Origin of the sequence: Pseudomonas sp. LS1212, from assembly GCF_024741815.1 — a bacterium.
Classification (GTDB): domain Bacteria; phylum Pseudomonadota; class Gammaproteobacteria; order Pseudomonadales; family Pseudomonadaceae; genus Aquipseudomonas.
This window is the reverse complement of sequence record NZ_CP102951.1, coordinates 5,175,776-5,202,006: the sequence shown is the minus strand read 5'-3', so window position 1 is coordinate 5,202,006 and position 26,231 is coordinate 5,175,776. Positions and strand designations below refer to the sequence as shown.

The following is a 26,231-nucleotide window of genomic DNA, read 5'->3' as shown; positions in this document are numbered from 1 at the left end:
CAGTAGGTCGTTTAAAGAGGAGATGTTGCATTGGAGGAGATCGGTCCCGAGGAGCTGTTGGCCCAAGAAGAAAGCGCAAAAGGCTTGGCAGCCCTCATGAAAACTTTGGACGCCATTGATGGCGATATTGAATTTGGATATGCCGACTTCATCAAGATTTGTGTAGGAGAAGACGAAAGCGAAGATGATTTTCTTGGCTTTTTTGAAATAGACCCCAAGGAGGGGCTCAAGCGGCAGGAGCTGTCTGATGACATTCGATCCAGTCTCACCCGTGCAGAAAGAAATTTCCTGGGGAAGCATCCGTCCAATAATTTGAGCAAACCTGTTTTACCGTTCCCTTTCACAATGGCTGAGTTCAAGAAAGTAATTCGCTGGTCTATAGGTCAGGGGGTCGAGATTCCTATTGATCAAGATGGCTTAGCGGAAGTCATTGCTGAAAAAATGCATGAGCAGCAAGAGCTTCAAAAAATTGACTCGGAGCAGCGGGAGCGCAACTCTCAAGAGGGAGTGGACCAAAATCTACCTGTGCTTGATCAACGCATCGAACATCTTCGCCGCTGGTTCAAGGGTCAAGGTGAGTTTACGGCGACGAATCTCCGTTCCGCGCAGAGTGGAACCGTGGGGGCGCGTCACGCGTGCTGGGAATGGGTCGTTCAACAAGGATTGACCAGCCCTGGCGGCTTATTCGATGGAGCCAATCAGGGAAAAAGCACCAAAACAAAACCATTTGTAGAGGCTTGGGGGCGTTTGCTTGTAGAGGTTGCAAAGTAATTGCAGGAATATGGCCACACTTTGGACGAATCGGCGCAAACGATGAGCTGGTAGCGATGAAAAATAGACGCTCAGCTGCGATGCTATTTCGCAAAAAAAAGTAGACCCGGTCTACCTGGACCACTTGCGCCTGGTCCAGTAGGTTGCCCCATCGTTCTCCTCGCACCCTGACGATTACGAGGATTTACGATGACCATTTCCCACGCGCGTACTATTGCCGATATCAAGTCCCAACATATCAATGAAATTGTGGCTCAGATTTCCGTCGCGCTTGGCTACCCCGCAGACAAGCCACCCGTGCAGGTCAACGATAAGCAAGCGGCCCAGGCGCTTTGTATCAAAGCCAGCACCTTGAGCGTCTGGCGCTCCACTGGCCGCTATAACCTGCCCTTCATCAAGGTTGGCCGTCTGGTGCGCTATCGCGTGAATGATTTGGCGCAGTTTCTGGCCGATCGCACCGCAGGCCATACCGACGAGGTCGCCTAACATGACGGAGAGCAATAAGGCCGTCCAACAGGTCGCCCCCCAGAAATTGACCTGGAGTGATACCAATACCGATGCACAGCGCGCCCATCTTCTGGCTAGCCAGCAAGCCGGCCCGGCGGGCACGATTACCGCCCAGATTGAGCAGAACATCCTGATGCCTGCGGCCCGTGTTAAGGCGTTGCGTGTGCAAGAGCCTCCCCTCAAGACCCAACGTATCACTCTGACCGAGGATCACGGGCGCCCTCATCATGGCCTGGTTTATTACTTCGGCGCACAGGCCAACTCCAATATCGCCGCTTGCAACGAGCGCAATGCCATTCAGTTAGGGGTTTAAACCATGGAGGATTTTCAACGCTGCCAAGAGGCGGTGACGGCCCCGGCTTGTCTGTTGAAAGTAACTGTTTCGATGCACCTTCAACCGCTGGCTGTCGAGCTGGTGACGCTGGCCGTTGTAGCTGGCCTGCTTGCACTGGAGGACAAACTGACCAAAGCCTTGGTGCTCGAATGACCGTTACCGTCGGGAAATTGCTCCGCCGAGGAGATGAAATCAGTATCGAGCTTGGTCAGCTCGTCATCCGCCCGTCCAGTGACAAGGACGTTCCTGAAGAGTGGTTGCAGAAACATAAACCAGCTCTTCTGCGCGAAATCCTGGTCACGCTCGGGATCGATGCATATGAGTATGGCGGTTATTCGACGGGCAAGTTTGGTCATCAGCAGGCGGCTGGTGTGGCGATCCAGCTTCCGTCGTTTGTAGATGGTCTGGATTCCCACGCCATCTTCAACGCGAAGCTGAATCGTGACCGTACCACCAAGGCAGGGGCAAAAGGCTCTGATCTGCCGAAAGGGCACTTTCGCATTGGCAAACGCAGCCATCTCTACCGTTTCTGGCAATCAACCGGCCTTCCCACGCCAAAGCGCCTTTCGTCGCTCCATGACTATCTGGGTAACCTGCGGGACATCCTGTTCGCTGCAGATATGGTAGCCGGGCTAAAAAACCGGCTGGACACCGCATCGCTCCGCCCCCTTTCCATCACTTCTGCTGAGGTGCGTAACGCCTTTCAGCCGGACAACTGCCGGACAATTGCCGGACAAGCGACGGACAACTGCCGGACAAAAGTGCCGGACAAGGATTCGGCTCCAGCCCAGCAAAATCAAGGCTTCCAGGGGAATCAAACCACGGGGACTGAAAACCACGGTAAAACGGTAATCAGTACAGACGGGTACACGGCAGTCAGCGTACCTACCCAATCGCACAAGCGACCAGAAGAACAAACAGAGGAGGAGTGGCTGGCTGAGTGCTTTCCACCCGATAGCGACCACAACTGAATGTCCCCATACATGAGGACATTCACGCATCGCTAAACACTTGAGTAAACGACGTACCGAGCATGTCTGATTCCTGAAAAAAGCCTCACTGCCGTGAGGCTCATTCGGCATTCACAAGGGAAATCCGATCAATCGATCACTTCAGGTGCCTTGAGAAAAGGTCGTCTGCCAATACAACTTTGCTCAGCAGGCCGCTCTCAACCAAACATCCTGCTACCTTTCCTCTTCATGGAGGAAACACCATGCCAAACTCAGATCTACTCCCCTCGCTGCTGTTTAAACTCAACGAAAATCAACTTGCCCTCGATGCTGCCATCATGGAGCCTTCGAACTGGGTCGAACAGCGCGGCTCGGCTGAGGTCGCCGACAACGTGCGCGGAGCCCTTGAAGCCCTCGACAAGAATGAGGAATTCATCAAGATGACGCTCGCGGTGATGATGGCGCCGGAATGACGGTAATCGGCCACTGGCAGACTGAGCATGGCGAATCGCACCACGGATCATCAGTACATGAAGCTGGTCGAGCGTACCGCCCAGCTCCGGGACAAGCCTCTACACCAACGCCCGCCAATAATCGCCCAAGTGGCGCCAGGACCTTGCCCAATACATCAACCATATTACGGCGCTGTCGCGCGTGCCATGCACCGACGGGGCGCTACTGCGCAGTGGCTGCGAGTTTGTGCAAAACGTACAACCACACTCCCATGGAGCATCCCGTATGACTCCTTGCTCCAACCGCGGAGAAACTGGAGCTTGAAGTGGTTTGATTCCAGAACCACTGAGGTGTTTTCAGCAGTCGCCAAAAAGAAATTGATGATTTAGGAAAGCCCTAACGGGCGAGGGGATTTGATAGTTTTCGGAGCAGTACGCGCGCGCGTAAGCCATCACGAACGGCCTGTCTACGGCATAGCCAATGGAACGGCCGGTCCATTACCAAAAAACTGGTTTGGTGCTGGCCATCGTTTGCACCCAGAATGACCAATGGACCTCCAAACTAGGGGGAGGCAGAGCGACGAGTTGCCGCAATTCGCGACAGGCAACAATCGGCCAAAAGCGGTCATCACCGCCGTTATGGCAAAGGTAGGATGGCTAATTAACCAGGGGTTTTGCTGGTTGAACACACTCTGCCTCAGCCCCTAAAGGAACGTCCCAAAGGACAGGAGACATCAGCATGACTGTGGCGGACACTCTGTGTGTATTCCCGTGATACTGACACCCAGTTCCAGCGATTGTGACCCGCCCGTGCTGGAGGTTCTGCCCCCCCATTCCAGTGGTTGTGACCCACTCGCTGATGACTCTGACCAACCCCGAAAGCAGGCAGGTACAACGTAAGCGCTTGCGATCTCCTTTATCGGAGGTCAATATGTAGAGACCGATTCACAATTGAATATATCTCTACATAATGAAGCTGCTAGCACTCATCCTTTCCTTGCCCACCGAGAATGCCACTGCTCGGCAACGGGCTTGGCGCTCGCTGAAAGCCTCCGGTGCAGCTGTGCTGCGTGATGGTGTCTATCTGATGCCTGAGCGCGAGGACTGCCGCGCCACTCTAGATGGTTTGGCCTCAGATGTGCGTGAAGCTGGTGGGGCAGCCCATGTGCTGCGTTTCGAAGAGCCTGAAGGTGCGAACTTTACCAACCTGTTTGATCGCAGCGAGGACTACGCGCCCGTACTGGCCGAGGTCATGCAGTCGCGGAACACCCTGACCGCCGATACCGTGCAGGACACGCTCAAGCAGGTACGCAAACTCCGCAAAGCTTTCGCCAGCCTGGTCGAAATCGACTTTTTCCCTGGCGAGGCACAACAGCAAACGGATAAAGCCTTGCAAGAGTTGGAGCTAGCCTACGCCCGCGCCCTGTCCCCGGATGAGCCTCATGCCATGGCCGGTGTAATCGCACAGTTGCGCTCATCCGACCACCAGGGGCGCACTTGGGCGACACGACAGCGGCCGTGGGTAGATCGCTTAGCCAGTGCCTGGCTGATCCGCCGCTTTATCGATCCGCAGGCCAGGATTTTGTGGCTGGTCAGTCCCGAGGATTGCCCGGCCGATGCGCTGGGCTTCGACTTCGACGGCGCGACATTCAGTCATGTCGGAAGTCGCGTCACCTTCGAGGTGCTGGCGGCAAGCTTCGGGCTGGAGCAACCCGCTATCGCACGGCTGGGCTTACTTGTGCATTACCTCGATGTGGGCGGCGTACAACCGCCAGAGGCCGCAGGCATCGAGAGCGTGCTAGCCGGGCTGCGCGAAACCCTTACCCAAGACGATCAATTGCTGACTGCTGCTTCCGCCATTTTTGACGGTTTGCTGGCCAGCTTCGACAAAGGAGTACCCTCGACGTGACGCAAACTGCCGCGCACACCGCTGAAAAACCGGCACTACCGGCACAGCCCGTCAGCTTCTGGCAAGCCTTGGCTTTCTGGCTCAAGTTGGGCTTCATCAGTTTCGGCGGTCCGGCTGGGCAGATCTCGATCATGCACCAGGAGCTGGTGGAGCGTCGGCGCTGGATTTCTGAACGCCGTTTTCTGCATGCCCTGAACTACTGCATGCTGCTGCCGGGGCCGGAAGCCCAGCAACTGGCCACCTATATCGGCTGGCTGATGCACCGTACCTGGGGCGGGGTGATTGCCGGGGTACTGTTCGTCCTACCCTCGCTGTTTATCCTGATCGCGCTGTCGTGGGTCTATATCGCCTTCGGCGAAGTTCCAGTGGTGGCCGGGCTGTTCTATGGGATCAAACCCGCAGTGACCGCCATCGTGGTGCAGGCCGCCCACCGCATCGGCTCCCGTGCGCTGAAGAACAACTGGCTGTGGACGATAGCTGCCGCCTCGTTTGTGGCTATCTTCGCCCTCAACCTGCCGTTCCCGCTGATCGTGCTGGGGGCCGCGGTGATCGGTTATTTCGGTGGGCGATTCGCTCCCCAGAAATTTAGCATTGGTGGCGGCCACGGCGCGACCAAGGAGTCCTTCGGCCCCGCGCTGATCGATGACGACACCCCGTCACCTAAACATGCGCGCTTTCGCTGGCCGCGCCTGCTCTTGCTGGCAGTTATAGGAGCGGCGCTGTGGGCATTGCCCATGGGCTTGTTGACCGCCCTGTTCGGTTGGGAAGGCACCCTGACACAAATGGGTTGGTTCTTTACCAAGGCCGCACTGCTGACCTTCGGCGGTGCCTATGCGGTACTGCCCTATGTCTATCAGGGCGCAGTCGGCCACTACGGCTGGCTGACCCCGACACAGATGATCGACGGCCTGGCCCTGGGTGAAACCACGCCAGGGCCGCTGATCATGGTGGTGGCTTTTGTCGGTTTCGTCGGTGGCTATGTGCAGCAGGTGTTCGGTGCCGATCAGGCCTTCCTGGCAGGGGCCGTGGCCGCCAGCCTGGTCACTTGGTTTACCTTCCTGCCGTCCTTCCTGTTCATTCTCGCGGGCGGCCCATTGGTGGAGTCGACCCACAACGAACTGAAGTTCACTGCGCCGCTGACGGCTATCACTGCCGCCGTGGTCGGGGTGATCCTCAATCTGGCGTTGTTCTTCGGCTATCACGTGCTCTGGCCGCAAGGCTTCGAGGGGACTTTCGACTGGCCGTCGGCGCTGATTGCACTGGCAGCGGCCGTTGCTTTGTTTCGCTTTAAGCGCGGCGTCATCCAGGTGCTGGCGGCCTGTGCGTTGGCCGGACTGGCGGTACACCTGCTGCAAAACTGAGAGGTGGAGGATGAGCAGAATCTCGATATGCGAACTGGCGGAATGGCAGACAGCAGATCGGACGTTCACTCTGCTGGATGTGCGCCGTACGAGCGTGCGACTTGCCGATGCCACAGAAATACCCGGTGCACACTGGTGCGATCCCGAGGAAGTATTCACCTGGAGGGATCAGGTTCCACGGGACAGGCCAGTGATTCTCTATTGCGCCAAGGGGCATGAAATCAGCCAGGGCATCGCCGCCACACTGGAGGCTATGGGCCTGGATGCGCGCTACTTGATCGATGGTTTTGCTGGCTGGCACGGCGCTGGCCAGCCAACCCGGAGCCTATCCCGTTAGGCTGGAGGTGCTGCATGAAGTGGATCACCCGCGAACGCCCGAAGATCGACCGGATCGCTTGCCCTTGGCTGATCGCCCGTTTTATCGATACAACTCCAGAGTTTCTCTATGTGCCGAGTGGCGATGTGCTGCGCCTGGCGCGAGAGGAAGGCGCTACACCTTACGACATCCCTGGTGTCGAGCTCACTCATGAAGGCGAGTTGTGCAGCTTCGATGCGTTCTTGAAGAAGTACCAACTGGATGAGCCGGCCTTGCAGCAACTGGCGCAGATAGTGCGCGGTGCCGATACCTCAAGACTCGATTTCACTCCTCAGTCGGCAGGGCTGTATGCCATCTCGCTGGGATTGTCGAAGACCTTCACCGATGACCATGAAATGCTGCGCCATGGCCTGGTCATGTACGACGGCCTGTATGCCTGGTGCAAGGACTGCCAGGGCGAGTTACATAACTGGCCGCCACAGATGTGAGGCGACTGCCAGCCGCTACTGGCGAATGTTTAACTGCCAACCGCCGCTAAGCTCCACGGTGATGTTGCAGGCTGTAGGGTGAGCCGTGCATCCCTGATGGCACTTTACTCAGAGGAGATACGTAATGCTTTTCCTGCAACAGCTGCCATTTGAGGCGGGCAATTTCGTTCCATATACGGACGTCGGGCACTGGGAACGGTGAGCTGTTGGTTGGAAGGGGCTGACGTTAGAGCCAACGTCGTACTCGACCACAGTATTGATGGAAGTCTGCGCCGAAGAGAGCACTGAGTGCCCGCTCTTCCGGGCCGATCTGGAAGCGGTTCATGTACAGGGCGAAGCCAAGCACACCCAGCAATGCCAGCGGCCAGGCGAGGAATATCGACCAGGCCAGCAGAGCGATGGCAAAGCCTAGATACATCGGGTTTCGCGTGTAGCGGTATATGCCCGAACTGACCAACGCCGAGGCCGTCTCCGGCTTCAATGGGTTGACCGTGGTGCGGGCGCGCCGGAAAGACAGTACGCCGGCCAGACAGACACCCGCGCCCGCCAGCAGCACGGCCAAGGCAGCGCCAAGGCGCCACTCGATGGCCAGCTCCAGGCCGCCTGGCAACTGGCGGGCAGCAAGCCAGATCAGCAGACCGAAAAGGGTGGCTACCAGAGGCGGCGGAATGCGGTTCTCTAACCAGCGCATAGTGTCAGTTCCCGGCTTTGGCGATTTCGTTGCTTACCAGCTCGCGCAGCGGCTCGGGGCCGAATTCGTCCAGCGGTCGGCCGTTGACGAAGAAGGTAGGGGTACCACGAACACCCACGGTCTGAACGTCCTGCATATCGGTCTTGAGTACGGCGTCGACTTCCGGCGAGTTCATGTCGGCACGTGCCTTATCGACGTCCAGGCCAACCGAGGCGGCTGCTTCCCAGGCTTTGGCAACTTCGGGGTCATCGTGCCAGCCTGGCTGAGCGGCGAGCACCGCTTCCAGCACTTGCGGGAAGAGTTCCTGCTTGCGGGACGCCTCCAGCATTCGGGCAACCTCCTCGGAACCCTGGTGGAACAGCACATAGCGCATCACCAAGCGCACATCACTTGGATTCTCGGCGAGGATCTTTTTCACGATCGGGTAGAAGGCGCGGCAGGCTTCGCAGGACGGGTCGAAGAACTCGACTATGGTCACTGGCGCCTTGGCCGGGCCGAATACTGGCGAGTGGAAGCGCACTAGGGCGCTGCTGCCTTGCGGGGTGGGCGCCGCCTGCTTCTGGAGTGGCGGGGTGGCGCCCTGGTAGAAGAATGCAGCAGCGGCGAAGGCGGCCAAAAGCAAGGCGCTGATAACCAGTACCAGAGTACGGCGGTTCATTGGGCGGTTCTCCGACGGATGATGAGAAGCAGGATGGCGATTAGGACGAATGCACCCAGCGCTACTAGCGGTAGCGGGATGCCTCCGAGGATGGTCATGTTGGCGTCCGAGCAGGATGGGCCGGTGGCACTGCAAGGCTGGATGCGCTGCGGAATCAGGCCGGCATACAGCAAGCTGTGACTGAGGGCGAGCAATGCACCGATACCGGCAAGGGGTAGCGCATAGCGCCAGACATCGAAGTCTGAGCGATAGCAGGCCACGGCCAGGATCACTGCCAGGGGGAACATAAAGGCGCGCTGGAACCAGCACAGCACGCAAGGCGCCTGCCCCATAACCTCGCCAATGAACAGCGCGGCCAGAGTAGAGAACAGTGCGAGCAGCCAGGCCAGGAGCAGTAGTCTCCAGGGGCCGGAAGGAGCCTTGGTGGTCATAAGACTCTCCTCACTGTGCGGTTGGCGGTACGGCGGTAAAAGTTACCGGCAGGTTCTGGCCATCGGCGAACTGCAGGTTCACTTCGATCTGATCACCCAGGGCTAGCTCCCGTTGGCGGTGCATCAGCATTAGGTGATAGCCGCCGGAGGCAAAGGTCAGAGTGGCTCCGGCAGGTACCTCAAGCTGCTCGAGATGCTGCATGCTGGCCATGCCATTCTCCAGCGAGCTGCGGTGCATCATCACCTGACCGAAGGCCGGGCTCTGCGCCCCACTCAACACCACCGGCGTGCTGCCGTTGTTGGTTAGGGTGAAATAGCCGGCGGCCGGCAGGTCTCCTGGCAGCAGACGCAGTTTCGCCGCACTCACTTCCAGATCGGCCATGGCTGTGGTCGAGACGGCCAGCAGCAAGGCTGTGCCCAGTCGGACGAGTCGCCGCATCGGTATTCTCCTTGTTGTTATCTAGATCCTAGTGATCTTGTTTCGGGCCGCAGCAGCCCTTTGCTGAAGTAGTCTGATTCTGCGATTGGCTCGGCTCGACGATGCCCAGCAACGGCTGTGCCGTGCTGGCAGCGGGTGTCGCGGCGCAGCAGGAGTCCGATTTGGCTTGTGGCTCGCTGGCACAGCAGCTGGAGCTTGGTTGGGGCTGCGGCTGGGGTGCGCTAGCCCGCCATTCCCGCCAGGCTTCGCGGATGACTTGCCTGGCGGAGTGCAGGAACAGGGCGGCAATGGCCAGGCCGACCAGAATGTCCGGCCACAGGCTGCCGGTCAGCGCAACCAGACTGGCGGCGGCGATCACGCTGCTGTTGGCCAGCAGATCGTTGCGCGAACAGAGCCAGGTCGAACGCATGTTCAGATCGTCGGTGCGATGGCGATAGAGCAGCGCGAAGCAGTAGCCATTGGCGAGCAGAGCGAGAGCACCGACGGTACCCATCCAATCGGCGGCGGGCACTTCCTGCAGCATCAGCTTGCGCAGGGCATCGGCCACTACCAGCATACCGAACAGCAGCATGAACCCACCCTTGAACAGCGCGGCGCCAGCCCGAGCTCGGGCGCTACGGTGCAGGACGAACAGCGTAAGGGCGTAGACGGAGGCATCGCCGAACATGTCCAGCGAGTCGCCGAGCAGAGCTGTGGAGTTAGCGATCCAGCCGGCGACGAACTCCACTAGGAACATGGCCGCATTGATGGCCAGGACTATATAGAGCACTCGGCTCTGTTTGGCTCGCAGTTGGGCCAGTTCTTCGGCCTTGTTCTCGCAGCAGCTGTCCATGATCAGTTCCTCGCTCATTCGATCTTGCGGTTAGAATAAGGGTTATAGCGACTATAAGGTCAAGCCCCATGAACGCGACAACTTTCACCGTGGGTCAACTGGCACGCGCCACCGACACCAAGGCGGTGACAATCCGCTATTACGAACAGCTAGGCCTGTTGCCTTCGGCCTCACGCAATGCCTCCGGATACCGCCAGTACACGGAAGAAGAGCGTGATCGTCTGCTGTTCATTCGTCGCAGCCGTGCTTTGGGCTTCAGCCTCGACGACATTCGCCAGCTACTGGGGTTTGCTGACCACCGCCAGGCGTCCTGCGCTGCGGTCGATGCCAAGGTCGCGGAGCAGCTGGATCAAGTCAGATTGCGTATCCGCGATCTGCAAGGTCTTGAGCAAGAGCTTCAACGTCTGCTGTCCTGCTGTCATGGGGGGGTGATCGAGGAATGCCGGATCATCGAATCTCTGAGTCAACGGCGCTAAGCGGTGGGTGCCTGCTTTTGGCCGATTTTTGCCTGTCGCCAACGTCAGGTGTGGGTCGGACAGCGACGGTCTAGCATCGACCGTCGCAGTGGGTGGTCAGACTTCCGTCTGTTCCGCCATTTCCAGGGCGTCATCGACCTCGATTCCCAGGTATCTGACGGTGCTTTCAAGCTTCGTATGACCAAGCAGGAGTTGGACAGCTCTCAGGTTCTTCGTCCTGCGATAGATCAGCGATGCCTTGGTTCTCCGTAGCGTGTGAGTACCGTACATGGTTGGGTCAAGGCCAATGGCTGTCACCCACGCTTTGACTATTCGAGCGTATTGCCTGGTGGAGAGATGATCTGAGCCGTGCAACCGGGTCGGAAACAGGAAGTCCTCACTGCGGAGGTGGGCCTGATGCATCCAAGCCTCCAGATCCGATCGGGTTTGCTCAGTGATTTCAAATTGCACTGGGTGCTGAGTTTTCTGCTGCATCACGATGGCCCGTGACGACACATGTTCCCCATGGGCTATGTCTCGTACTCGCAACTTGGTTAAGTCACAGGCACGCAGCTTGCTGTCGATAGCCAAGTTGAAGAGAGCCAGATCCCGTGACTTCTCCGCGAGCTGGAGCCTGACCCGGATGGCCCAGATATCTCTGACTCGGAGAGGGGCTTTCTGCCCGACAAGCTTTCCCTTGTTCCAAGGCTGGTGGCTGTATGTAGCAATAGTATTCATGGCTTGTCCTCCACGTTGAGGGAGGACAAGGGTGGATCAGTCACAGTGCGTGGTGGTCGCTAACCGACCCATTGCGGTCAGTCGCTGAAGTGGGTGAATAAAAAAGCATTGTCCACCAATGTTCATCCAGGTTACCTCGTTAACGTGCGTAGAGTTTCAAGCGCTCAATGACGTGCACTCGATCCAATCTGAGCATCCAGGGCCATCAATACTTCGTGGGCGGCTTTCACCCTCGCAGGGATGGGGTAGTTCTTGTTCGCCAGCATCACGATGCCGATACCCTTGGTTGGAACAAAGGCCACGTAAGCACCAAAACCGCTCGTCGAGCCTGTCTTGTTAATGAGCACGTTGTCCTGCGGTGGCAGTGGAGGGTTGAGTCGAGTAATTTCATTCGCTTCGAGGATCATTTTGTGCGAGTTGCCCGCAAGCAAGCGGTCGAGTTCTATCGGGTAGGGGTAAAACTCCCATCCCAGCCCCTGCGTCATGTCGCCGACCTTGTAGTAGCCCCTATGCGTTGCGGCGATCGCACGTTGAAGCGGCTCATCCAGATCCGCCGCCTGCATGTTTGCCTCGACGAAATGAATCATGTCGGCCGAGCTGGATTTCACGCCATAAGCCTCGGCATCCAGAACGCCCGGGCCCACCCTGATCGGTTTGTCCTCTCTGCTATAGCCGTAGGCGTAATGGCTCATCTGCTCTTGTGGAACCTTGATGTAGCTCTGCCTCAGGCCGAGCTTCGGGAACAGCTTCTTTTCCAGTAGATCTTCGAAAGGCTCACCCATGCTTTCAGCGGTTAGAAAGCCGAACAGGCCGATGCTCGGGTTCGAGTAGAGCCTGTGTGTTCCGGCGGCATAGGTTGGTTTCCATTTGTAGTAATAACCGATCATCTTTTCGTGACTGTCCACATCGTCCGGAAACTGCAGCGGCAGACCGCCGGGCGTGTAGGTTCCAAGATCGAGCAGGCTGATGCTGTCGAAACTGCTGCCACGCAGCGAAGGCAGGTATTGGCTTGCGTGGTCAGACAAGGAGAGCGCTCCGCTTTCCTGTGCGTAGGATGCGAGGGTCGCCGTGAAGGTTTTACTGACCGAGCCGATCTCGAAAATCGTGTCATCGGTGACCATCTGCCCACTCTCTTTGGAGGCGACGCCGTAGTTAAAGTAATACTGCTCCCCATTGAGTGTTACCGCCACCGCCATGCCAGGGATGGCATGCTCCTGCATAACCGGCCGGATAGCTGCGTCCACGACAGCCCTGACCCCGTTTTCTACATCATCCCCGGCGACGCAGCTGCCTGCACCGAGGAAAAGCGCGGAAACGGCAAAGCCCCCCAGTCTGGTCATGGTTTTTTCGTACATGATTGAAAGATTCTCCATGAATTTTGATGTGCTTGACCACTAGTGATTGACTGCTTTGGGCGATAAACAGCAGTTGAACGAATGAATCTTTTCCGGCTGCTTTGGGCCGATTGTGTTGAAAAAGTCGACCCGGCCAGGCTACCGATGCATTGAGAGGTAAAAATGCGCTTTTCGCGCGTTGGTACGCCAAATCTGAGCCCTGAGCCTGCTGCGTAAGCTCCAGATTTCAATCTCAGACACGTGCTTTTCTGCCGCGGAAACCAAAACCGAGTTTTTCAACAGAATCGGCCGGGTGCGGCCATTCAGGAGCGCTTATGAGGTCAGGGGCGTTTCCACTAATCGAATGGTTCCGATGGAACCGAAAAAAGAATCTGACCCCTATCATCATCGATTTGGAAGGCAGGGGGGCCACCCTCGATCAGCAAGCCTTTATCAGAACGCTTTGAAATACGATTCAGCGGCACTGAAGCGCAGCAACATACCGGCTACCACATCGAGAAAGCCGAGCACTTCGGCCGGTTTCTCGGCCGCAATCCAGGCCTTGCCAGTGGCACCGATCGGTATGTGCACACCTTCTGGATCATCGAATTCAAGAATCGCCGTTCGGCCCGCTTCGTTCATGTTTTTCATCACGTGCTGGGTCACGCTCTGGGGTGTCGGCAGCAGCGAACCTTGGGCTTCGCCGGTGGACTCGGTGATGCTGTGCACGCGGGCGCGAAAAATCTTGCCGGGGTAAGCGTCGACATAGAATTCGGCAAACGTTTTGGGTTTTATGTATTCGTAAATCTGATCGGGAATGCGTAGCTCGATAAACTTTTTATTGGTGAACATGGTGATGGCCGCGGGGCGGGTCTCGCCGAAATACTGTCCTTCAGACAAATATTGCACGTTGACTTGGCCGTCGACTGGCGCTAGCACAATAGCTTTATCTATTTTCCATTGCAGATCGGCCATGTCCTGTTCGGCTTTAATCACCAAATCACGCTGGGTATCTAGCTCGGCGCGCTTCGCGTCAAATTCCGATTGCGGCACGATCTCGCCGCGCAATTTGCCCAGCCGCTTGAGATCAATCTCGAGCTTATTGAGTTGAGTTCCCAGCCGCGATTTTTCAGCGCGCTTGGCGGCCATCTGAATTTCATAACGATCAGTCTTAAAGCTGTAAATCGGATCACCAGCTTTCACGCGCTGATTGTGGGTGACATAGATCCGATCGATTTCGCCGCCCGCAGGCGAGTTCAAAACGATGTGTGGCGCTTTAACGGTGGTGGTTGCAGTCAGATCGATAAAAGCCAGATAGCGGGTGAAAGTCAGCACCATTAACAGCAGGAAAACGGCGCCGCAGCCCATCGCGACATAATTGCCGAGAGTGCGTTTAACGATGCCAAACTTCAGCAGCAACCAGCAAATAAGAAAGTAGGGAACCATAATCAGTTTCATGAGCGCGCTTCCTCGCTGCGAAGCGTAGACACCGATGTTGTTTCTATAACTGCAGCATCGGATACCAGCCCCACATCAAACGGTGGCTCCAGCTCAACGGTAGGTGCCGCCGCTTCGACGATGCCAGTCGGACTCATAATCGAGACGTCGCGCGAACGCCGCACGATATTCAGCACCCAGTCCTCGACCGCCTCCCAATCCATGTACGCGATAAATAGTGCCACCGCCCATACCCAGTGTTCGAACAGTCCTAGTATCGTCAGTGCGCTGACCAGTTCGGCCTGCCGCATCTTTTTGTGCTGGGCCTTGTGCTTGGGAATTTCGTGCAGACGCCATGCATACATCAATGCGACTACGATGGCGATAAGAAGCCCGGGCAGCAGAATGTACATCACCCAGTCTGCGTCCAGCATGGTGCGATAGAACCCCTCTGGCTCGTTGATGAAATAGCCTTCTGGCTTGGGGTCGTCATAGACATGGAATAGCATTTAGAAACCTCCTCCGATTGCCTTAAAAAACTCGCTGCTGGCGATAAACTGGTTTAGCCGGGCGTCGGTCAGGGCCGTCTGCGCATTGAGAATGTCGATAGTTTCCGATAGTACTTCGAATTTGCTAGAGCGCCCGGCTTCGTAACTTTTTTCCGTGAGTTTCAGCGCCTGTTTGCGAATCTTCACCACTTTAACTGCCGCCCCGACTTGGCGGTCGCCGGCATCGCGATCAATCATGGCCGCGTAAACATCGCGAAAGGCGAGGGCGACCGTGTAGCGGTAATGGGCTATGGCTTTGTCTTTTCGTGCTACGGCAGCCTCGACTTTGGATTGTAGGAGCCCGGCATCGTAAATAGGTGCGCTCACACCCGAGCTGAGATCGGCGTACAGCGGAAACCCGGAAATGGCTGACGACGATGACGCGATCAAACCGGCTAGCAGCGCAAGATTCAGGCGCGGCAGGCGCTCGGCGCGGGCGGCGTTAACGTCGGCATTGGCGGCGGCCAACATCTGTTCCGCTGAGGCAACATCGGGTCGGCGCAGCAGCAGTGTAGAATCAAATTCGCTGGGAATATCGGGAAGTGATGGCAACGCGCCACTGCGCGCCAGTGGCGCGGTCATCTGCCGGGGAGTGCGACCGACCAGAATGGCTAGGGCCAGTTGTGTGCGTACAATCGCGGCTTCAATGCTGGGAATGCGGGTTTTGACGGAGGCGAATTCCGCAAGGCTTTGGCTATAGGCCAGCTCAGTACCGACGTCAGCCTCCCAGCGACGCCTCTCTAAATCCGCAACTTCGGACAGATTGCGCTCCGCGTCTTGGGTAATGCGCAGATTGGCATCGAGCGCGAGTAACTGGAAATAGGTTTCAACCACGGCCGATGAAATCGACAACACCGTGGCGTTGCGCGTGTGTTCCGAAGCCGCGAGGCGAGCGAGAGAGGCCTCGTTCAGTTGTCGGATTCGCCCCCACAGATCTATTTCCCAACTAACGCCGACGCCACCGGTAGCGAATGTGGTGGTGTGGTTGAGATCCTCGCCTACGACCGACAGTTGGCGCCTGGTGGCAGACGCTTTGCCCACGGCATCGGCGCGCGGCGATAACATTGCTTTTGCGGCGCCGGCATTGGCGCGCGCCTCGGCGACATTCGCGGCCGCCTTGGCGAGATCAAGATTATTAACGAGCGCATCGGCAACCAGACCGTTGAGAGTTGGATCGCCGAAAACTGTCCACCACTCACGATCAATGCTCAGCGGTGCCAGCGTTGGCGACGGCGCCGGCAAATCTACGACCTGTGTTTCGTGCGTTGGCCATTTTTTTTGCCAAGGCGTTGCGCAGCCGGATATGCAGGTCATTAAGGCCAGCATGCCGACCAACGCAAGCGTCGTCCGCAATTCTCTGTTCGCAATAACTGCGTTCATGTTTTACCCCTACCTTGAGTGCTTTCCGACAGCCAAAATTAACAACTCCCGCTTGGACTTGCCCCTAGGGAGGAGGGGATATAAATCAAGTTCTGTATTGATCTATAAACCGTCATTGCGGACAAGCCTCACTGGTACATGGCATATATACGAGCTAGGCTTGCCCACGAAGGTTTTGAAACGCAGACAATCGACCAGACTTACTTCGCCTTCAGCTTCAAATACGACTGATGCATGTCCGAAGCCCAGCCATCAATCACGTTTTTTACGTCGGTGGATTTCATGACCTGGGAGTCGTTTTCCAGTGGCTTTCCAGTGCCTTTGCGCACCACTTGCGCCATGATCTTGTTGGTTCCGCCATCAAGGAACACCGCTTCTGTAGCCAGACCCGTTTCCTGATCACGAATACCGCTGGCGGTACTGACGGCTGCGGCCACCAAGGCAATCGGGATCACCTCATAAGGTTTGAGGCCTTCAGTCTTTGTGCTGACGGCGGTGATCGCCGCGCGCACCACGATTACACCCGGGCCTGGACCGGTGGCGAGCGGTAACGATTTACTGAGCTCACGATTAAGCGCCTGATCGTAATAACTGGTGATGCCTGACAAGGTGCTTTGTGGGATTTTCACGGTCGGTTGTGGCTTGGGGTAGAGCTGGGTCGGCTCAATGTAAACGCTGGTGTACTGGTTGATGTTGAGTTTTGGGTCGACCCAACGCATCACCTCAACACCCGAGGGAGACTTCGCTTCTTTGAGCTGACTGTAGTCCTTGAGAAAGCCCGAATACTCTTCTGGCTGGGTTAATTTGCTGGAACAGCCCACAACTCCGATGGAGGCGATGCACAGCATGCTCATCATTAACGCAAGCTTCATCATGTAACTCCTGTCAAATGAGCAGCAACGGGATTTGCTTGATGCAAGTCGTCTTCCCAGTGCCCGACTGCCCCTCTAGGACAACAGGTTTACCTGGGCTGCGGACATCGAGCAAAATCCGATTAAAGTTCGGTGGTTTCACAAAGGTGAAGGTCGGGACGCCCTCAGTAACGAACACTTCTTCCAGGTTGAGCTTCATCGATTCCACCGCATTCCAATTGTGCTCGAAAGCTATCACAGCCCATCACATTAGCAAGCAGGTCCGATAGAGGTAAGCATCCTGTATTGGTGGTGGACTGTTCAGTCAATTGGGGGACCGCTTCTGGCCGATTTTGTTGAAAAAGTCGGTTCGCCAAAACGACCCAAATATTGATCGGTGAAAATGCCTTTTTTACACGCTGCCACGTGAAATCTGAGCTCGGAAGCCTCTGCCAAAAGTAAAGATTTCAATCTCAGGCGCGTACTTTTCTGCCGAGGAAACCATGACCGACTTTTTCAACGGAATCGGCCGATTTCTGCCCGTCGCCATCGTCAGTTTGGGCCGCTTTCTGTCGGTCGGGGTCACGAAGGTGCTGGCCAAGTCAAATGCAATAACTGGTCAAATCGAACGCAGGTTTGAGCGCTTGACGCAGACGCTCGGCGTTGATGTCGTAGGCTTGTTTAAGCCTTCTAGCGCTGATTGAAGTCGTTGGCGCTTCCGGCTTCCATTGTTCGCTATTTACATTCTGCCTATTTCTAGCTCTCGGTCTTGGCGCACGGTTGCAGGTTCTGGGGGCTCAGTCGTTCTGATTTTCAAGCGATTCACGACCACCATCCAGAGTTTCTTAACCAATACGCGCGCGGACTCGATCGACAGCTTCATCTTGGGCTATTTCAGATGGTGACCGTCAATCTGATATGAAGAGATGTCAGCCTGGCTGATGTGGGCGATTTCGTCTCGGCGAGAGGGTCGTGCGACAAAGCGAAAGCTGTTGCTGATGACTGCAGAATACCAAGCTCGGTCGATCACAATTCAGCTGAGGTGATTGACCGGTGATTGACAGCAGATTCAGGCAGAAAGGGGTTGCGAGCGTAACCCCTTGATTTTATTGGTGGGCCCAGCAGGACTCGAACCTGCGACCAAGGGATTATGAGTCCCCTGCTCTAACCAACTGAGCTATAGGCCCCCAGTGGTCGCGGATTATAACGACGGTTTCTCGACAGTGCTATCCGAAAGATCGGAAAGACTCGCACGAAGAAAGGTTGCAGCGAATTCCGAGGGGGTCAGGGGCAGGCTGACGATGTAGCCCTGGATCTGTTCGCAGCCTTCGGCGGCGAGGAATTTTTGCTGGGCCTGGTTCTCGACGCCTTCGGCGATGACGGTCAATTGCATGCTGCGGCCCAGGGCGATGATGGCGCGCACGATGGCGGCATCATGGGGGTCGTCGGGCAAGCCGCGGACGAAGGATTGGTCGATCTTGAGGATATCCAGTGGCAGGCGCTTGAGATAGCTGAGCGAGGAGTAGCCGGTGCCGAAGTCATCGATGGCCAGTTGCACGCCCAGGCGTTTGAGTTGATGGAGCACGGCGAGGGCTTCTTCGGCCTGGCTCATGATGAAGTTTTCAGTGATCTCCAGTTGCAGGTAACCGGGCTTGAGGTGGTAGAACTTGAGCAACTGGTCGATGCGCTTGACCAGGTTCGGTTGACGCAACTGTGCGCCCGCCAGGTTGACCGAGAGCGGGCCGAAGATTTTGCAGCTCTTGTTCCATTCGCGCATCTGCTGGCAGGCATGTTCGAGCACCCAGTCGCCGAGTTGCAGGATCATGCCGTTTTCTTCGGCCAGGGAAATGAAGTGCTCGCGGGGCACGTCGCCGAAAGTGGGATTGTTCCAGCGGATCAGCGCTTCGGCACCGACCAGGCTCTGGCTCTTGAGGCTGAACTTTGGCTGGAAGCACAGGCTCAGTTCGTTGCGCTCGATGGCCCGGCGCAGTTCGTGTTCCAGGGCGACCCGCTCGCTGGCCTGGGCGGTGAGATCGCGGGTATAGCTTTCGACGCGGTTGCGCCCTTTGGCTTTTGAGCAGTACATGGCTGCGTCGGCATTTTTGATCAGGCTGGCAACGTCTGTACCGTCCTGTGGGTAAAGACTGGTGCCGATGCTGGCGCTGGTGAAGAACTCGTGTTCGCCGGCCTGGAAGGGGGCGCTGAAGCAGGCCAGCAGTTTGTTGGCAATGTTCTCGGCATCGCTGGCTTGTTGCAGGCCGGGCAGCAGGATGATGAATTCATCGCCGCCCAGGCGCGCTACGGTGTCGATGTCGCGGACCTGTTCCTTGAGTCTGTGGGCGATGCCCTTTAGCAGCAGGTCGCCGACCGGATGACCGAGGCTGTCGTTGATGTGCTTGAAACGGTCCAGGTCGAGAAACAGCACGGCGCCTTGGCTACTGGAGTCCTGCGGGCAGGTGAGGGCCGATTGCAGGCGACTTTCGAACAGGGTGCGGTTGGGCAGCCCGGTGAGCGGGTCGTGATGGGCCTGGTAGTCCAGCTTGGCCTGTGCATGCTTGAGGCTGGAAATATCGGCGAACACGGCCACGAAATGGGTGACGCTCCGCTCGTTGTTGCGTACGGCACTGATCGTCAACCAGCTGGGGTACAGCTCGCCATTTTTGCGCCGGTTGTAGATTTCGCCCTGCCAGTGACCTTCTGCGGTCAGTTGATGCCACAGGGCGATGTAGAACGCGCTGTCGTGCTGGCCTGAAGCGAGCAAGCGCGGGGTTTGCCCCAGCGCTTCGATTTCGCTGTAACCGGTGATCTCGGTAAAGGCGCGATTGACCGCAGTGATGCGTTGCTCGATATCGGTAATCAACACGCCCTCGGCCGTGCTTTCGAATACGGTGGCGGCCAGTTGCAACTTCTCCTGCATCAAATGACGTTCGGTAATATCACGGGCAATGGTCAGCATGCAGTTGACGCCGCCGATCGGCAGAGGGCGGGCGGAGAGCTCGCACAGGCGGACCTCGCCATCGATGCGACGGATGTGGCAGCTGAAGTCCCGTACGAAGCCGTCTCTTTCAAGGATGTCGAGCAGCCGCTTGCGCTCGTTGAGATCGACCCAGATGCCCAGGTCGAGCGTCGAGTGGTCGATCGAGACGATGCTGTTGTAACCGGTCAGGCGACTGAAGCCTTCGTTCACTTCGATCAGCAGGCCATCACTCTGGCGTGACAGCAGGAGGCCGTCGGGCGAGGCGTGGAAGGCCTTGGCGAACTTCTCTTCGGAGATCTGTAGCTGTTGCTGGGTTTCCTTGAGTTGGCTGATGTCGCGCACCACCACAACCACGGCCGGCGTGGTATCGAGCTTGAAGGGCTCGGCCGAGATGAGGCCAGTGAACACCTGGCTGTTACTGCGGCGAAAGGGCATCTCCAGGTTGCGGATGCTGCCGGCCTGCAGGCGCTGCAGCAGGCCAGGGCCGATGCCCTCGATGCCCTCGATGCCCCAGATTTCCAGATCGATGGCGGATTTGCCAATGACCTCGGCGGCGCTCATGCCGATCTGTTCCTCGAAGGCTTTGTTGACCTCCAGCAGGCAACCGTCGCTGAGGCGCGCAATCACCAGGATGTCCGGGCATTGCTTGAAGACCGAGGCGAACTTCTGTTCGGAGAGGCGCAATGCTTCTTCGATTTTCTTGGTTTCACTGATATCGATCATCAGCCCACGCATGACCGGGGCATGGCCCGGTTCGATCAGGCTGACGATGTCGCGCACCCAGAGGCAGCGTCCCTCGGCGGTGATGACTCGGTAATCGAGGCTGTGGTCGCGTCCAACCGCCGTTTCGGCATCGCAGAAGGCCTGGGCCCAATAGGCGTCGTCGGGGTGCAGGATGCTGGCCCAGAAGCCCGGCCTGAGCCATTGGCTCAGCGGATAACCCAGCAGGTCTTCAGCATGGGGTGAAACGTACGTGTAGGTGAAATCGTTGGCGTTGGCCTCCCAGGCGATGGCCGACAGGCTCTCGATCAGGCTGCGGTAGTGGTACTCGCTACTGCGCAGTTCCTGCTCCAGGGCGATGCGCCGGGAGATTTCCGAGCTGAGGCGGCGGTTGATGCGAATCACCCCCGCCAATATGACGACCAGCACGAACAGGCCGGGCAGGCCATAGATCAGTGCGTCATACCAGAGCGTACGCTGGTCAAGCACCTTGCCGAGCCAGCGTTCCTGGATATTGCTGGTTTCGCTGGGTGTTATTTCGCCAAGGACCTTGTCGAGAATGCCAACCAGGATCTTTTGATTTTGCGGTACCGCCATCGCCAGTTGATAGCGATAAGGCGTTTCACCGCTGACGTACAAGCCTTCGAGCTTGAGCTGGCGCAGGCTCCAGACGCTCGAGGCGAGATCGCCGACTACGGCATCGACTTTATCCGTGGCCAGGTCCTGCAAGGCCGAGCTGAGGTTCGGCAGGGCGACCAGATTGAGGTCGGGGTGGTGGGTGCGCAGCAGTTCATGAGGCGCATAATTTTCCACCACGGCGATCTTCAGCCCGTAGAGCTCCTTGAGGTTGCGCGGCTGGGGGCCACCCTTGTGGGCCAGGATGACGATCGGGAAGTCCAGGTAGGGGCGAGTGAATGCCAGGTAGGTCTGCCGCTCGGGCGTCGACATGATGCCTGGCAGCAAGTCCAGTTTGCCCTGTTTGGCCTGCTCCAGTACCGCTGTCCAGCTGACGGGCTCGATCGGCTGAACGCTGACGCCCAGGCGATCCTTTATCAAGGCAATGTAGTCGGCGGCCAGTCCCTGGTAGTGGCCTTCCTGGTCCCTGTATTCGAAGGGTGGCCAGGAGGCATCGACGCCCAGGCGCAGCTGCGGATGGGCGCTGAGCCAGGCTTGTTCCTCGTCTGTCAGGGTCAGGGCGTCGGCCGCTGCGGTCCATGCAAGCACAGATAGCAACAGGAGGGCCGGCAGTCTGGGCATAGCGGCCTCGTTACATCGGTGGAATGAGTCGAGTGTAGACGGGCATTTCGCGGAGAGTGAGGGTGGCTGGTCTTAAATTGCAGAAAGCAAAACCCCCGGCATGCCGGGGGTTTTGGTATCACTCGTCGAGGAAGGAGCGTAGATGCTCGCTTCTCGTCGGATGACGCAGCTTGCGCAGCGCCTTGGCTTCGATCTGACGGATCCGTTCACGGGTCACGTCGAACTGTTTACCGACCTCTTCGAGGGTGTGGTCGGTATTCATGTCGATACCGAAACGCATACGCAGCACTTTGGCTTCGCGCGCGGTCAGCCCGGACAGGACTTCGCGCGTGGCTTCCTTGAGGCTCTCGACAGTGGCGACATCGATTGGCGACTGCATGGTCGAGTCTTCGATGAAGTCTCCCAGATGCGAATCTTCGTCATCACCGATCGGGGTTTCCATGGAGATCGGCTCTTTGGCGATCTTCAATACCTTGCGGATCTTGTCCTCAGGCATCTCCATGCGCTCACCCAGCTCTTCCGGGGTCGGTTCACGACCCATTTCCTGCAACATCTGCCGGGAAATACGGTTGAGCTTGTTGATCGTCTCGATCATGTGCACCGGAATACGAATGGTGCGCGCCTGGTCGGCGATCGAGCGGGTGATGGCCTGACGGATCCACCAGGTAGCGTAGGTCGAGAACTTGTAGCCGCGACGGTATTCGAACTTGTCCACCGCTTTCATCAAGCCGATGTTGCCTTCCTGGATCAGGTCAAGGAACTGCAGGCCACGGTTGGTGTACTTCTTGGCGATCGAGATCACCAGACGCAGGTTCGCTTCAACCATCTCTTTCTTCGCGCGGCGGGCCTTGGCCTCACCGATCGACATGCGACGGTTGATGTCCTTGATCTCGGCAATCGTCAGGCCGGTCTCGTTCTGCAGGTCTACCAGCTTTTGCTGGCAACGGACAATGTCGGCGTCCAGGCGGCCCAGAGCTTCGGCCCACTTGGTGCTGCGCTTGGAGAGGTCGCCGCTCCAGGTCATGTCGACTTCGTTGCTCGGGAACAGACGCAGGAAGTCGGCACGCGGCATGCGTGCATCACGTACGCACAGCTGCATGATCGCGCGCTCTTGCTGACGCAGGCGGTCCAGGGCGCTACGAACGCGCTCCACCAGGCCTTCGAACTGCTTGGGCACCAGCTTGATCGGCATGAACAGCTCGGCCAGTGCCAGCATCTCGGCAATGCCTTGCTTGCTGTCGCGACCGTGCTTTTTCAGAGCCTTGAGGGTGATATCCAGCTGCTCGGAAACCGCACCGAAACGCTGTTGCGCAACGATTGGGTCCGGACCGCTTTCGGCCTCTTCCTCGTCGTCGCTCGCTTCGGCGCTTTCGTCGTCGTCTTCGTCCTTGGCTTCCTTGTCGGACTTTTCGACAGGCGGCGGCACCTCGGCCGGCGGCGCAATGCCGTCGTCCGGATCGATGTAGCCGCTCAGGACATCGGACAGGCGGCCACCTTCGGTGGTCACACGCTCATATTCGCTGAGGATGTGCTCGACCGTGCCAGGGAAGTGCGCGATAGCGCCCATCACTTCACGGATGCCTTCCTCGATACGCTTGGCGATTTCGATCTCGCCTTCACGGGTCAGGAGTTCGACAGTGCCCATTTCGCGCATATACATGCGCACCGGGTCCGTCGTGCGGCCGATGTCGGTTTCCACTGCCGCCAACGCTGCGGCCGCTTCTTCTGCGGCTGCTTCGTCGGTGTCGGCTTCGGCCAACAAAAGGGCATCCGCATCCGGAGCACTCTCGAATACGTTGATCCCCATGTCGTTGATCATGCGGATGATGTCTTCCACCTGTTCCGGATCTGAAATATCCTCCGGCAGGTGGTCGTTGACCTCCGCGTAAGTCAGGTAGCCCTGCTCACGACCGCGGGTGATCAACTCTTTGATGCGAGACTGCTGTTGCGCTTTTCCGGACATAACACCCTATCCACTGAAGGTCTTGGCGGGCAAAAAACAAGCCGAGGATTATACCCGAGCATGGACCTCACGCGCCAGTTGAGGTCGGGGTTTGTGCGGGAACATTCCGGCTTAACAGATCGCGCAGCTGATTTTTTTCCTCTGCGCTCAATTCACTTTGACGTGCTTTCCTGAGCAGATGTTCCAGGCTGCGCTCGCGTTGGCGAGCGGACAAGCTAGTTATAGTGTCGAAAAACTGTTGTTCAAGGTTGTCGGCATCAATCAGCCACTCCTTTTCGGCCAGTGCGCGTAGCAGGCGTCCTTGTTCGGTGCCGTGCCAACGCGCAATCAGTTGTAATGAGCGTAGCTTAGGATTCTTCTGCAGGGCTTCGAGCAGGGCCACCAACAGCTGGGCGTAGACATGGTCTTCGGCAGCGAAGTGGCTGGCGTCCTCGACCTTTTCCGCCAATTGCGGATGATGGAGGAGGGTGCGCAAAGCACTGAGTGTTGGTGGTTCGACGCTCGCCGGCATGCGCGGGGCACGTGGCTGGAAATCCTGGCGCTTACCGTTCTTGTCCCATGGCTTGCCTTTTTTGTCCCAGGGCTTGCCTTCCCACTTTTTCTGGCCGCCGTTGTGTTTCGGCGTCCATTCCTGCTGTTGCGGCTCAAAGGCATCCTGGTGATGGAAGTCGCTGTAATCCGGGCTGTAATCGGGAATCGCATCATAGTCGATCGACGGATCGTAGCTCGGTGGAGGTTCGGCCGGTGCGTTGTGCACGAGTTGCTGGACCTCGGCGATGTTGAGCCCGGTGATTTCCTTGAGGCGATTGCGCATCAATGTGCGCAGGTTGGCACCGGGCACTTTTTCGATGAGCGGTGCAGCCAGGGTCGCCATGTGCGCCTTGCCTTCGAGCGAGCGCGGGTCAGCTTCTTCGGTCAGTTGCTGGAAGAAATAGTCGGCCAGCGGCTGGGCGTGCTGATTGATGCGGGCGCGGAAGGCGTCGGTGCCTTCGGAACGGACCAGGGTATCCGGGTCTTCGCCTTCGGGCAGAAACAAAAAGCGTGCCTTGCGCCCGTCCTGCAAGCTCGACAGGGTTGCCTCCAGGGCACGCCAGGCTGCATTGCGGCCTGCCTGGTCACCGTCGAAGCAGAACAGGACGCTGGGCACGACCCGGAACAGGCGCTTGAGGTGTTCTTCGCTGGTGGCCGTGCCAAGGGTGGCCACGGCATTGCGCAGGCCTTGCTGGGCCAGCGCGATCACGTCCATGTAGCCTTCGACGACAATGATTTCATCGAGGTTGCGGTTGAACTTGCGTGCCTCGAACAGGCCGTAGAGCTCCTGGCCCTTGTGAAACACCGGAGTTTCCGGGGAGTTCAGGTATTTGGGCTTGTCATCGCCCAGTACCCGTCCGCCAAAAGCGATCACCCGGCCACGGCTGTCTCGAATCGGGAACATGACGCGATCGCGAAAGCGGTCATAGCGTTTGCCGGTTTCGGCGTTCTCGATCAGCAGGCCGGCGTCGATCATGGCCTTTTGCTGCAGGGTGTCGCTGCTCAGGTGCTTGAACAGGTTGTCCCAGCCTGGCGGGGCGAAGCCCAGGCCAAAGTCCCGGGCGATTTCACCCGACAGGCCGCGACCCTTGAGGTAGTCGACGGCGGCCTTGCGCGTGGGGTGGCTTTTCAGGGCCTGCCGGTAGAACTCGGCTGCCGCGGTCAGCAGCGGGTAAAGCGGTGAGTCGGTGGGTTGCCGAGGCTTGTGCCCGCGCCCGCTTTCTTCGCGGGGGACTTCCATGCCGGCTGCCTTGGCCAGGTCTTCGACGGCCTGGGGGAAATCCAGGTTGTCGTGGTCCATGATGAAACCAAGGGCATTGCCACCGGCGCCGCAGCCGAAGCAGTAGTAGAACTGCTTGTCTGGGCTGACGCTGAACGAGGGGGTCTTTTCCTTGTGGAACGGGCAGCAGGCTGTGTAGTTCTTGCCTGCTTTTTTCATTTGCAGGCGCGAGCTCACGACATCGACGATATCGGTGCGGTTCAGGAGGTCGTCGATAAAACTTTGGGGAATCAGCCCGGCCATGGCGTTCTCATCATCAGGCGACAAAGCGGCGGCGCTGGGGCGACCGGCTGCTCGTTGGACTCAAGTGTAATCGCTAATGCGGCGGCAACGGCTACGCATCCGAGAACAGCCTGGGCCGAAGTCGAATGGCGTGAAACAATACTGGAGTTGGTGCCTTGCCAGAATCTTGCAGGAAGATGCGGAAAGGGCGTGCTCGTCTGCAGCCGGTAAAGGCTCGTCAGTGTCGACGTGCACATCTGGCGTTGAGGCCAGCTCTGACGTTTGGGGCAGGTTCGCCTTCGGCCGCATGAGCGGTCGTGGCGGCCTCTCGCTCGAAAGCTTGAGGTTGGCGCTGCATCTGCCGGCAGCCCGGCTTTAGGGCCGGGCGAGGCAGAAGCTT

General features: G+C 57.9%; 27 protein-coding genes and 1 tRNA gene. 12 read left to right on the top strand and 16 right to left on the bottom strand.

Features of this window, described 5'->3' with window-relative positions; genetic code table 11:
• Window positions 1-30 precede the first annotated feature (30 nt).
• The 10 genes from NVV94_RS24395 to NVV94_RS24350 all read left to right on the top strand — a co-directional run bounded on the left by NVV94_RS24395 (window position 31) and on the right by NVV94_RS24350 (window position 7,088).
• Window positions 31-771, top strand: coding sequence for a hypothetical protein (locus NVV94_RS24395; protein WP_258444852.1), 741 nt, complete (start codon window positions 31-33; stop codon window positions 769-771).
• A gap of 189 nt (window positions 772-960) precedes the next feature.
• Window positions 961-1,257: a helix-turn-helix domain-containing protein gene (locus NVV94_RS24390; RefSeq protein ID WP_258444851.1), complete on the top strand. Its 297-nt coding sequence runs from the start codon at window positions 961-963 to the stop codon at window positions 1,255-1,257.
• Window position 1,258: 1 nt separating this feature from the next.
• Complete coding sequence (locus NVV94_RS24385) at window positions 1,259-1,591, top strand: hypothetical protein (protein ID WP_258444850.1); 333 nt, start codon at window positions 1,259-1,261, stop codon at window positions 1,589-1,591.
• Window positions 1,592-1,594: 3 nt separating this feature from the next.
• Complete coding sequence (locus tag NVV94_RS24380; protein ID WP_258444849.1) at window positions 1,595-1,765, top strand: hypothetical protein; 171 nt, start codon at window positions 1,595-1,597, stop codon at window positions 1,763-1,765.
• Complete coding sequence (locus tag NVV94_RS24375) at window positions 1,762-2,583, top strand: hypothetical protein (RefSeq protein WP_258444848.1); 822 nt, start codon at window positions 1,762-1,764, stop codon at window positions 2,581-2,583. The genes NVV94_RS24380 and NVV94_RS24375 overlap by 4 nt, the downstream gene beginning before the upstream one ends.
• A gap of 242 nt (window positions 2,584-2,825) precedes the next feature.
• A complete protein-coding gene (locus NVV94_RS24370; protein ID WP_258444847.1) occupies window positions 2,826-3,035 on the top strand; it encodes a hypothetical protein in 210 nt (69 codons plus the stop codon).
• A gap of 946 nt (window positions 3,036-3,981) precedes the next feature.
• Window positions 3,982-4,923, top strand: coding sequence for a chromate resistance protein ChrB domain-containing protein (locus NVV94_RS24365; protein WP_258447809.1), 942 nt, complete (start codon window positions 3,982-3,984; stop codon window positions 4,921-4,923).
• A gap of 68 nt (window positions 4,924-4,991) precedes the next feature.
• Window positions 4,992-6,284 carry a chromate efflux transporter gene (gene chrA, locus NVV94_RS24360; protein ID WP_258447808.1) on the top strand — a complete coding sequence of 431 codons (1,293 nt, stop codon included), beginning with the start codon at window positions 4,992-4,994 and terminating at the stop codon, window positions 6,282-6,284.
• Between the two features lie 10 nt (window positions 6,285-6,294).
• Window positions 6,295-6,621: a rhodanese-like domain-containing protein gene (locus NVV94_RS24355; protein WP_258444846.1), complete on the top strand. Its 327-nt coding sequence runs from the start codon at window positions 6,295-6,297 to the stop codon at window positions 6,619-6,621.
• A gap of 14 nt (window positions 6,622-6,635) precedes the next feature.
• Entirely contained in the window at window positions 6,636-7,088 is a 453-nt protein-coding gene (locus NVV94_RS24350; RefSeq protein WP_258444845.1) for a chromate resistance protein ChrB domain-containing protein, read from the top strand.
• A gap of 226 nt (window positions 7,089-7,314) precedes the next feature.
• On the opposite strand, the gene NVV94_RS24345 is transcribed toward NVV94_RS24350, so the two are convergent.
• The 5 genes from NVV94_RS24345 to NVV94_RS24325 are packed head-to-tail and all read right to left on the bottom strand — an operon-like array spanning window position 7,315 to window position 10,157.
• Window positions 7,315-7,779 carry an isoprenylcysteine carboxylmethyltransferase family protein gene (locus tag NVV94_RS24345; protein WP_258444844.1) on the bottom strand — a complete coding sequence of 155 codons (465 nt, stop codon included), beginning with the start codon at window positions 7,777-7,779 and terminating at the stop codon, window positions 7,315-7,317.
• A gap of 4 nt (window positions 7,780-7,783) precedes the next feature.
• Window positions 7,784-8,437, bottom strand: coding sequence for a thioredoxin domain-containing protein (locus NVV94_RS24340; protein WP_258444843.1), 654 nt, complete (start codon window positions 8,435-8,437; stop codon window positions 7,784-7,786).
• A complete protein-coding gene (locus tag NVV94_RS24335) occupies window positions 8,434-8,868 on the bottom strand; it encodes a disulfide bond formation protein B (protein WP_258444842.1) in 435 nt (144 codons plus the stop codon). Before NVV94_RS24335 ends, NVV94_RS24340 begins: the two co-directional genes overlap by 4 nt.
• Window positions 8,869-8,878: 10 nt before the next feature.
• Complete coding sequence (locus NVV94_RS24330) at window positions 8,879-9,307, bottom strand: copper chaperone PCu(A)C (protein ID WP_258444841.1); 429 nt, start codon at window positions 9,305-9,307, stop codon at window positions 8,879-8,881.
• Between the two features lie 28 nt (window positions 9,308-9,335).
• On the bottom strand, window positions 9,336-10,157 hold the full coding sequence (locus NVV94_RS24325; protein WP_408733434.1) for a cation diffusion facilitator family transporter: 822 nt from the start codon (window positions 10,155-10,157) through the stop codon (window positions 9,336-9,338).
• 50 nt (window positions 10,158-10,207) lie between these two features.
• On the opposite strand from NVV94_RS24325, the gene NVV94_RS24320 reads away from it, so the two are divergent.
• Entirely contained in the window at window positions 10,208-10,615 is a 408-nt protein-coding gene (locus NVV94_RS24320) for a helix-turn-helix domain-containing protein (protein WP_258444840.1), read from the top strand.
• A 96-nt stretch (window positions 10,616-10,711) separates the two neighbouring features.
• Here NVV94_RS24320 and NVV94_RS24315 read toward each other — a convergent pair whose 3' ends face one another.
• The 7 genes from NVV94_RS24315 to NVV94_RS24285 all read right to left on the bottom strand — a co-directional run bounded on the left by NVV94_RS24315 (window position 10,712) and on the right by NVV94_RS24285 (window position 17,102).
• Complete coding sequence (locus NVV94_RS24315) at window positions 10,712-11,332, bottom strand: tyrosine-type recombinase/integrase (protein WP_258444839.1); 621 nt, start codon at window positions 11,330-11,332, stop codon at window positions 10,712-10,714.
• Between the two features lie 164 nt (window positions 11,333-11,496).
• Window positions 11,497-12,672: a class C beta-lactamase gene (ampC, locus tag NVV94_RS24310; RefSeq protein WP_408733525.1), complete on the bottom strand. Its 1,176-nt coding sequence runs from the start codon at window positions 12,670-12,672 to the stop codon at window positions 11,497-11,499.
• A gap of 447 nt (window positions 12,673-13,119) precedes the next feature.
• Window positions 13,120-14,124 (bottom strand): efflux RND transporter periplasmic adaptor subunit, encoded by a 1,005-nt coding sequence (locus NVV94_RS24305; protein ID WP_258444837.1) that lies wholly within the window; start codon window positions 14,122-14,124, stop codon window positions 13,120-13,122.
• Window positions 14,121-14,612, bottom strand: coding sequence for a hypothetical protein (locus NVV94_RS24300; protein ID WP_258444836.1), 492 nt, complete (start codon window positions 14,610-14,612; stop codon window positions 14,121-14,123). The genes NVV94_RS24305 and NVV94_RS24300 overlap by 4 nt, the downstream gene beginning before the upstream one ends.
• Window positions 14,613-16,031, bottom strand: coding sequence for an efflux transporter outer membrane subunit (locus tag NVV94_RS24295; RefSeq protein ID WP_258444835.1), 1,419 nt, complete (start codon window positions 16,029-16,031; stop codon window positions 14,613-14,615).
• A 200-nt stretch (window positions 16,032-16,231) separates the two neighbouring features.
• Window positions 16,232-16,903 (bottom strand): DUF3313 domain-containing protein, encoded by a 672-nt coding sequence (locus tag NVV94_RS24290; RefSeq protein WP_258447806.1) that lies wholly within the window; start codon window positions 16,901-16,903, stop codon window positions 16,232-16,234.
• Between the two features lie 13 nt (window positions 16,904-16,916).
• A complete protein-coding gene (locus tag NVV94_RS24285) occupies window positions 16,917-17,102 on the bottom strand; it encodes a hypothetical protein (RefSeq protein ID WP_258444834.1) in 186 nt (61 codons plus the stop codon).
• Between the two features lie 283 nt (window positions 17,103-17,385).
• On the opposite strand from NVV94_RS24285, the gene NVV94_RS24280 reads away from it, so the two are divergent.
• Window positions 17,386-17,586, top strand: a complete 201-nt coding sequence (locus NVV94_RS24280; protein WP_258444833.1) for a hypothetical protein — start codon at window positions 17,386-17,388, stop codon at window positions 17,584-17,586.
• A gap of 406 nt (window positions 17,587-17,992) precedes the next feature.
• Here the strand turns inward: NVV94_RS24280 and NVV94_RS24275 are convergent.
• The 4 genes from NVV94_RS24275 to dnaG all read right to left on the bottom strand — a co-directional run bounded on the left by NVV94_RS24275 (window position 17,993) and on the right by dnaG (window position 25,852).
• Window positions 17,993-18,069: transfer RNA gene (locus NVV94_RS24275), tRNA-Ile, on the bottom strand.
• 14 nt (window positions 18,070-18,083) lie between these two features.
• Window positions 18,084-21,836, bottom strand: a complete 3,753-nt coding sequence (locus NVV94_RS24270) for a bifunctional diguanylate cyclase/phosphodiesterase (protein WP_258444832.1) — start codon at window positions 21,834-21,836, stop codon at window positions 18,084-18,086.
• Window positions 21,837-21,954: 118 nt separating this feature from the next.
• A complete protein-coding gene (gene rpoD / locus NVV94_RS24265) occupies window positions 21,955-23,799 on the bottom strand; it encodes an RNA polymerase sigma factor RpoD (RefSeq protein WP_258444831.1) in 1,845 nt (614 codons plus the stop codon).
• 67 nt (window positions 23,800-23,866) lie between these two features.
• The gene (gene dnaG, locus NVV94_RS24260; protein ID WP_258444830.1) at window positions 23,867-25,852 is read right to left on the bottom strand and encodes a DNA primase; all 1,986 of its coding nucleotides are present in this window, start codon (window positions 25,850-25,852) and stop codon (window positions 23,867-23,869) included.
• Window positions 25,853-26,231 lie beyond the last annotated feature (379 nt).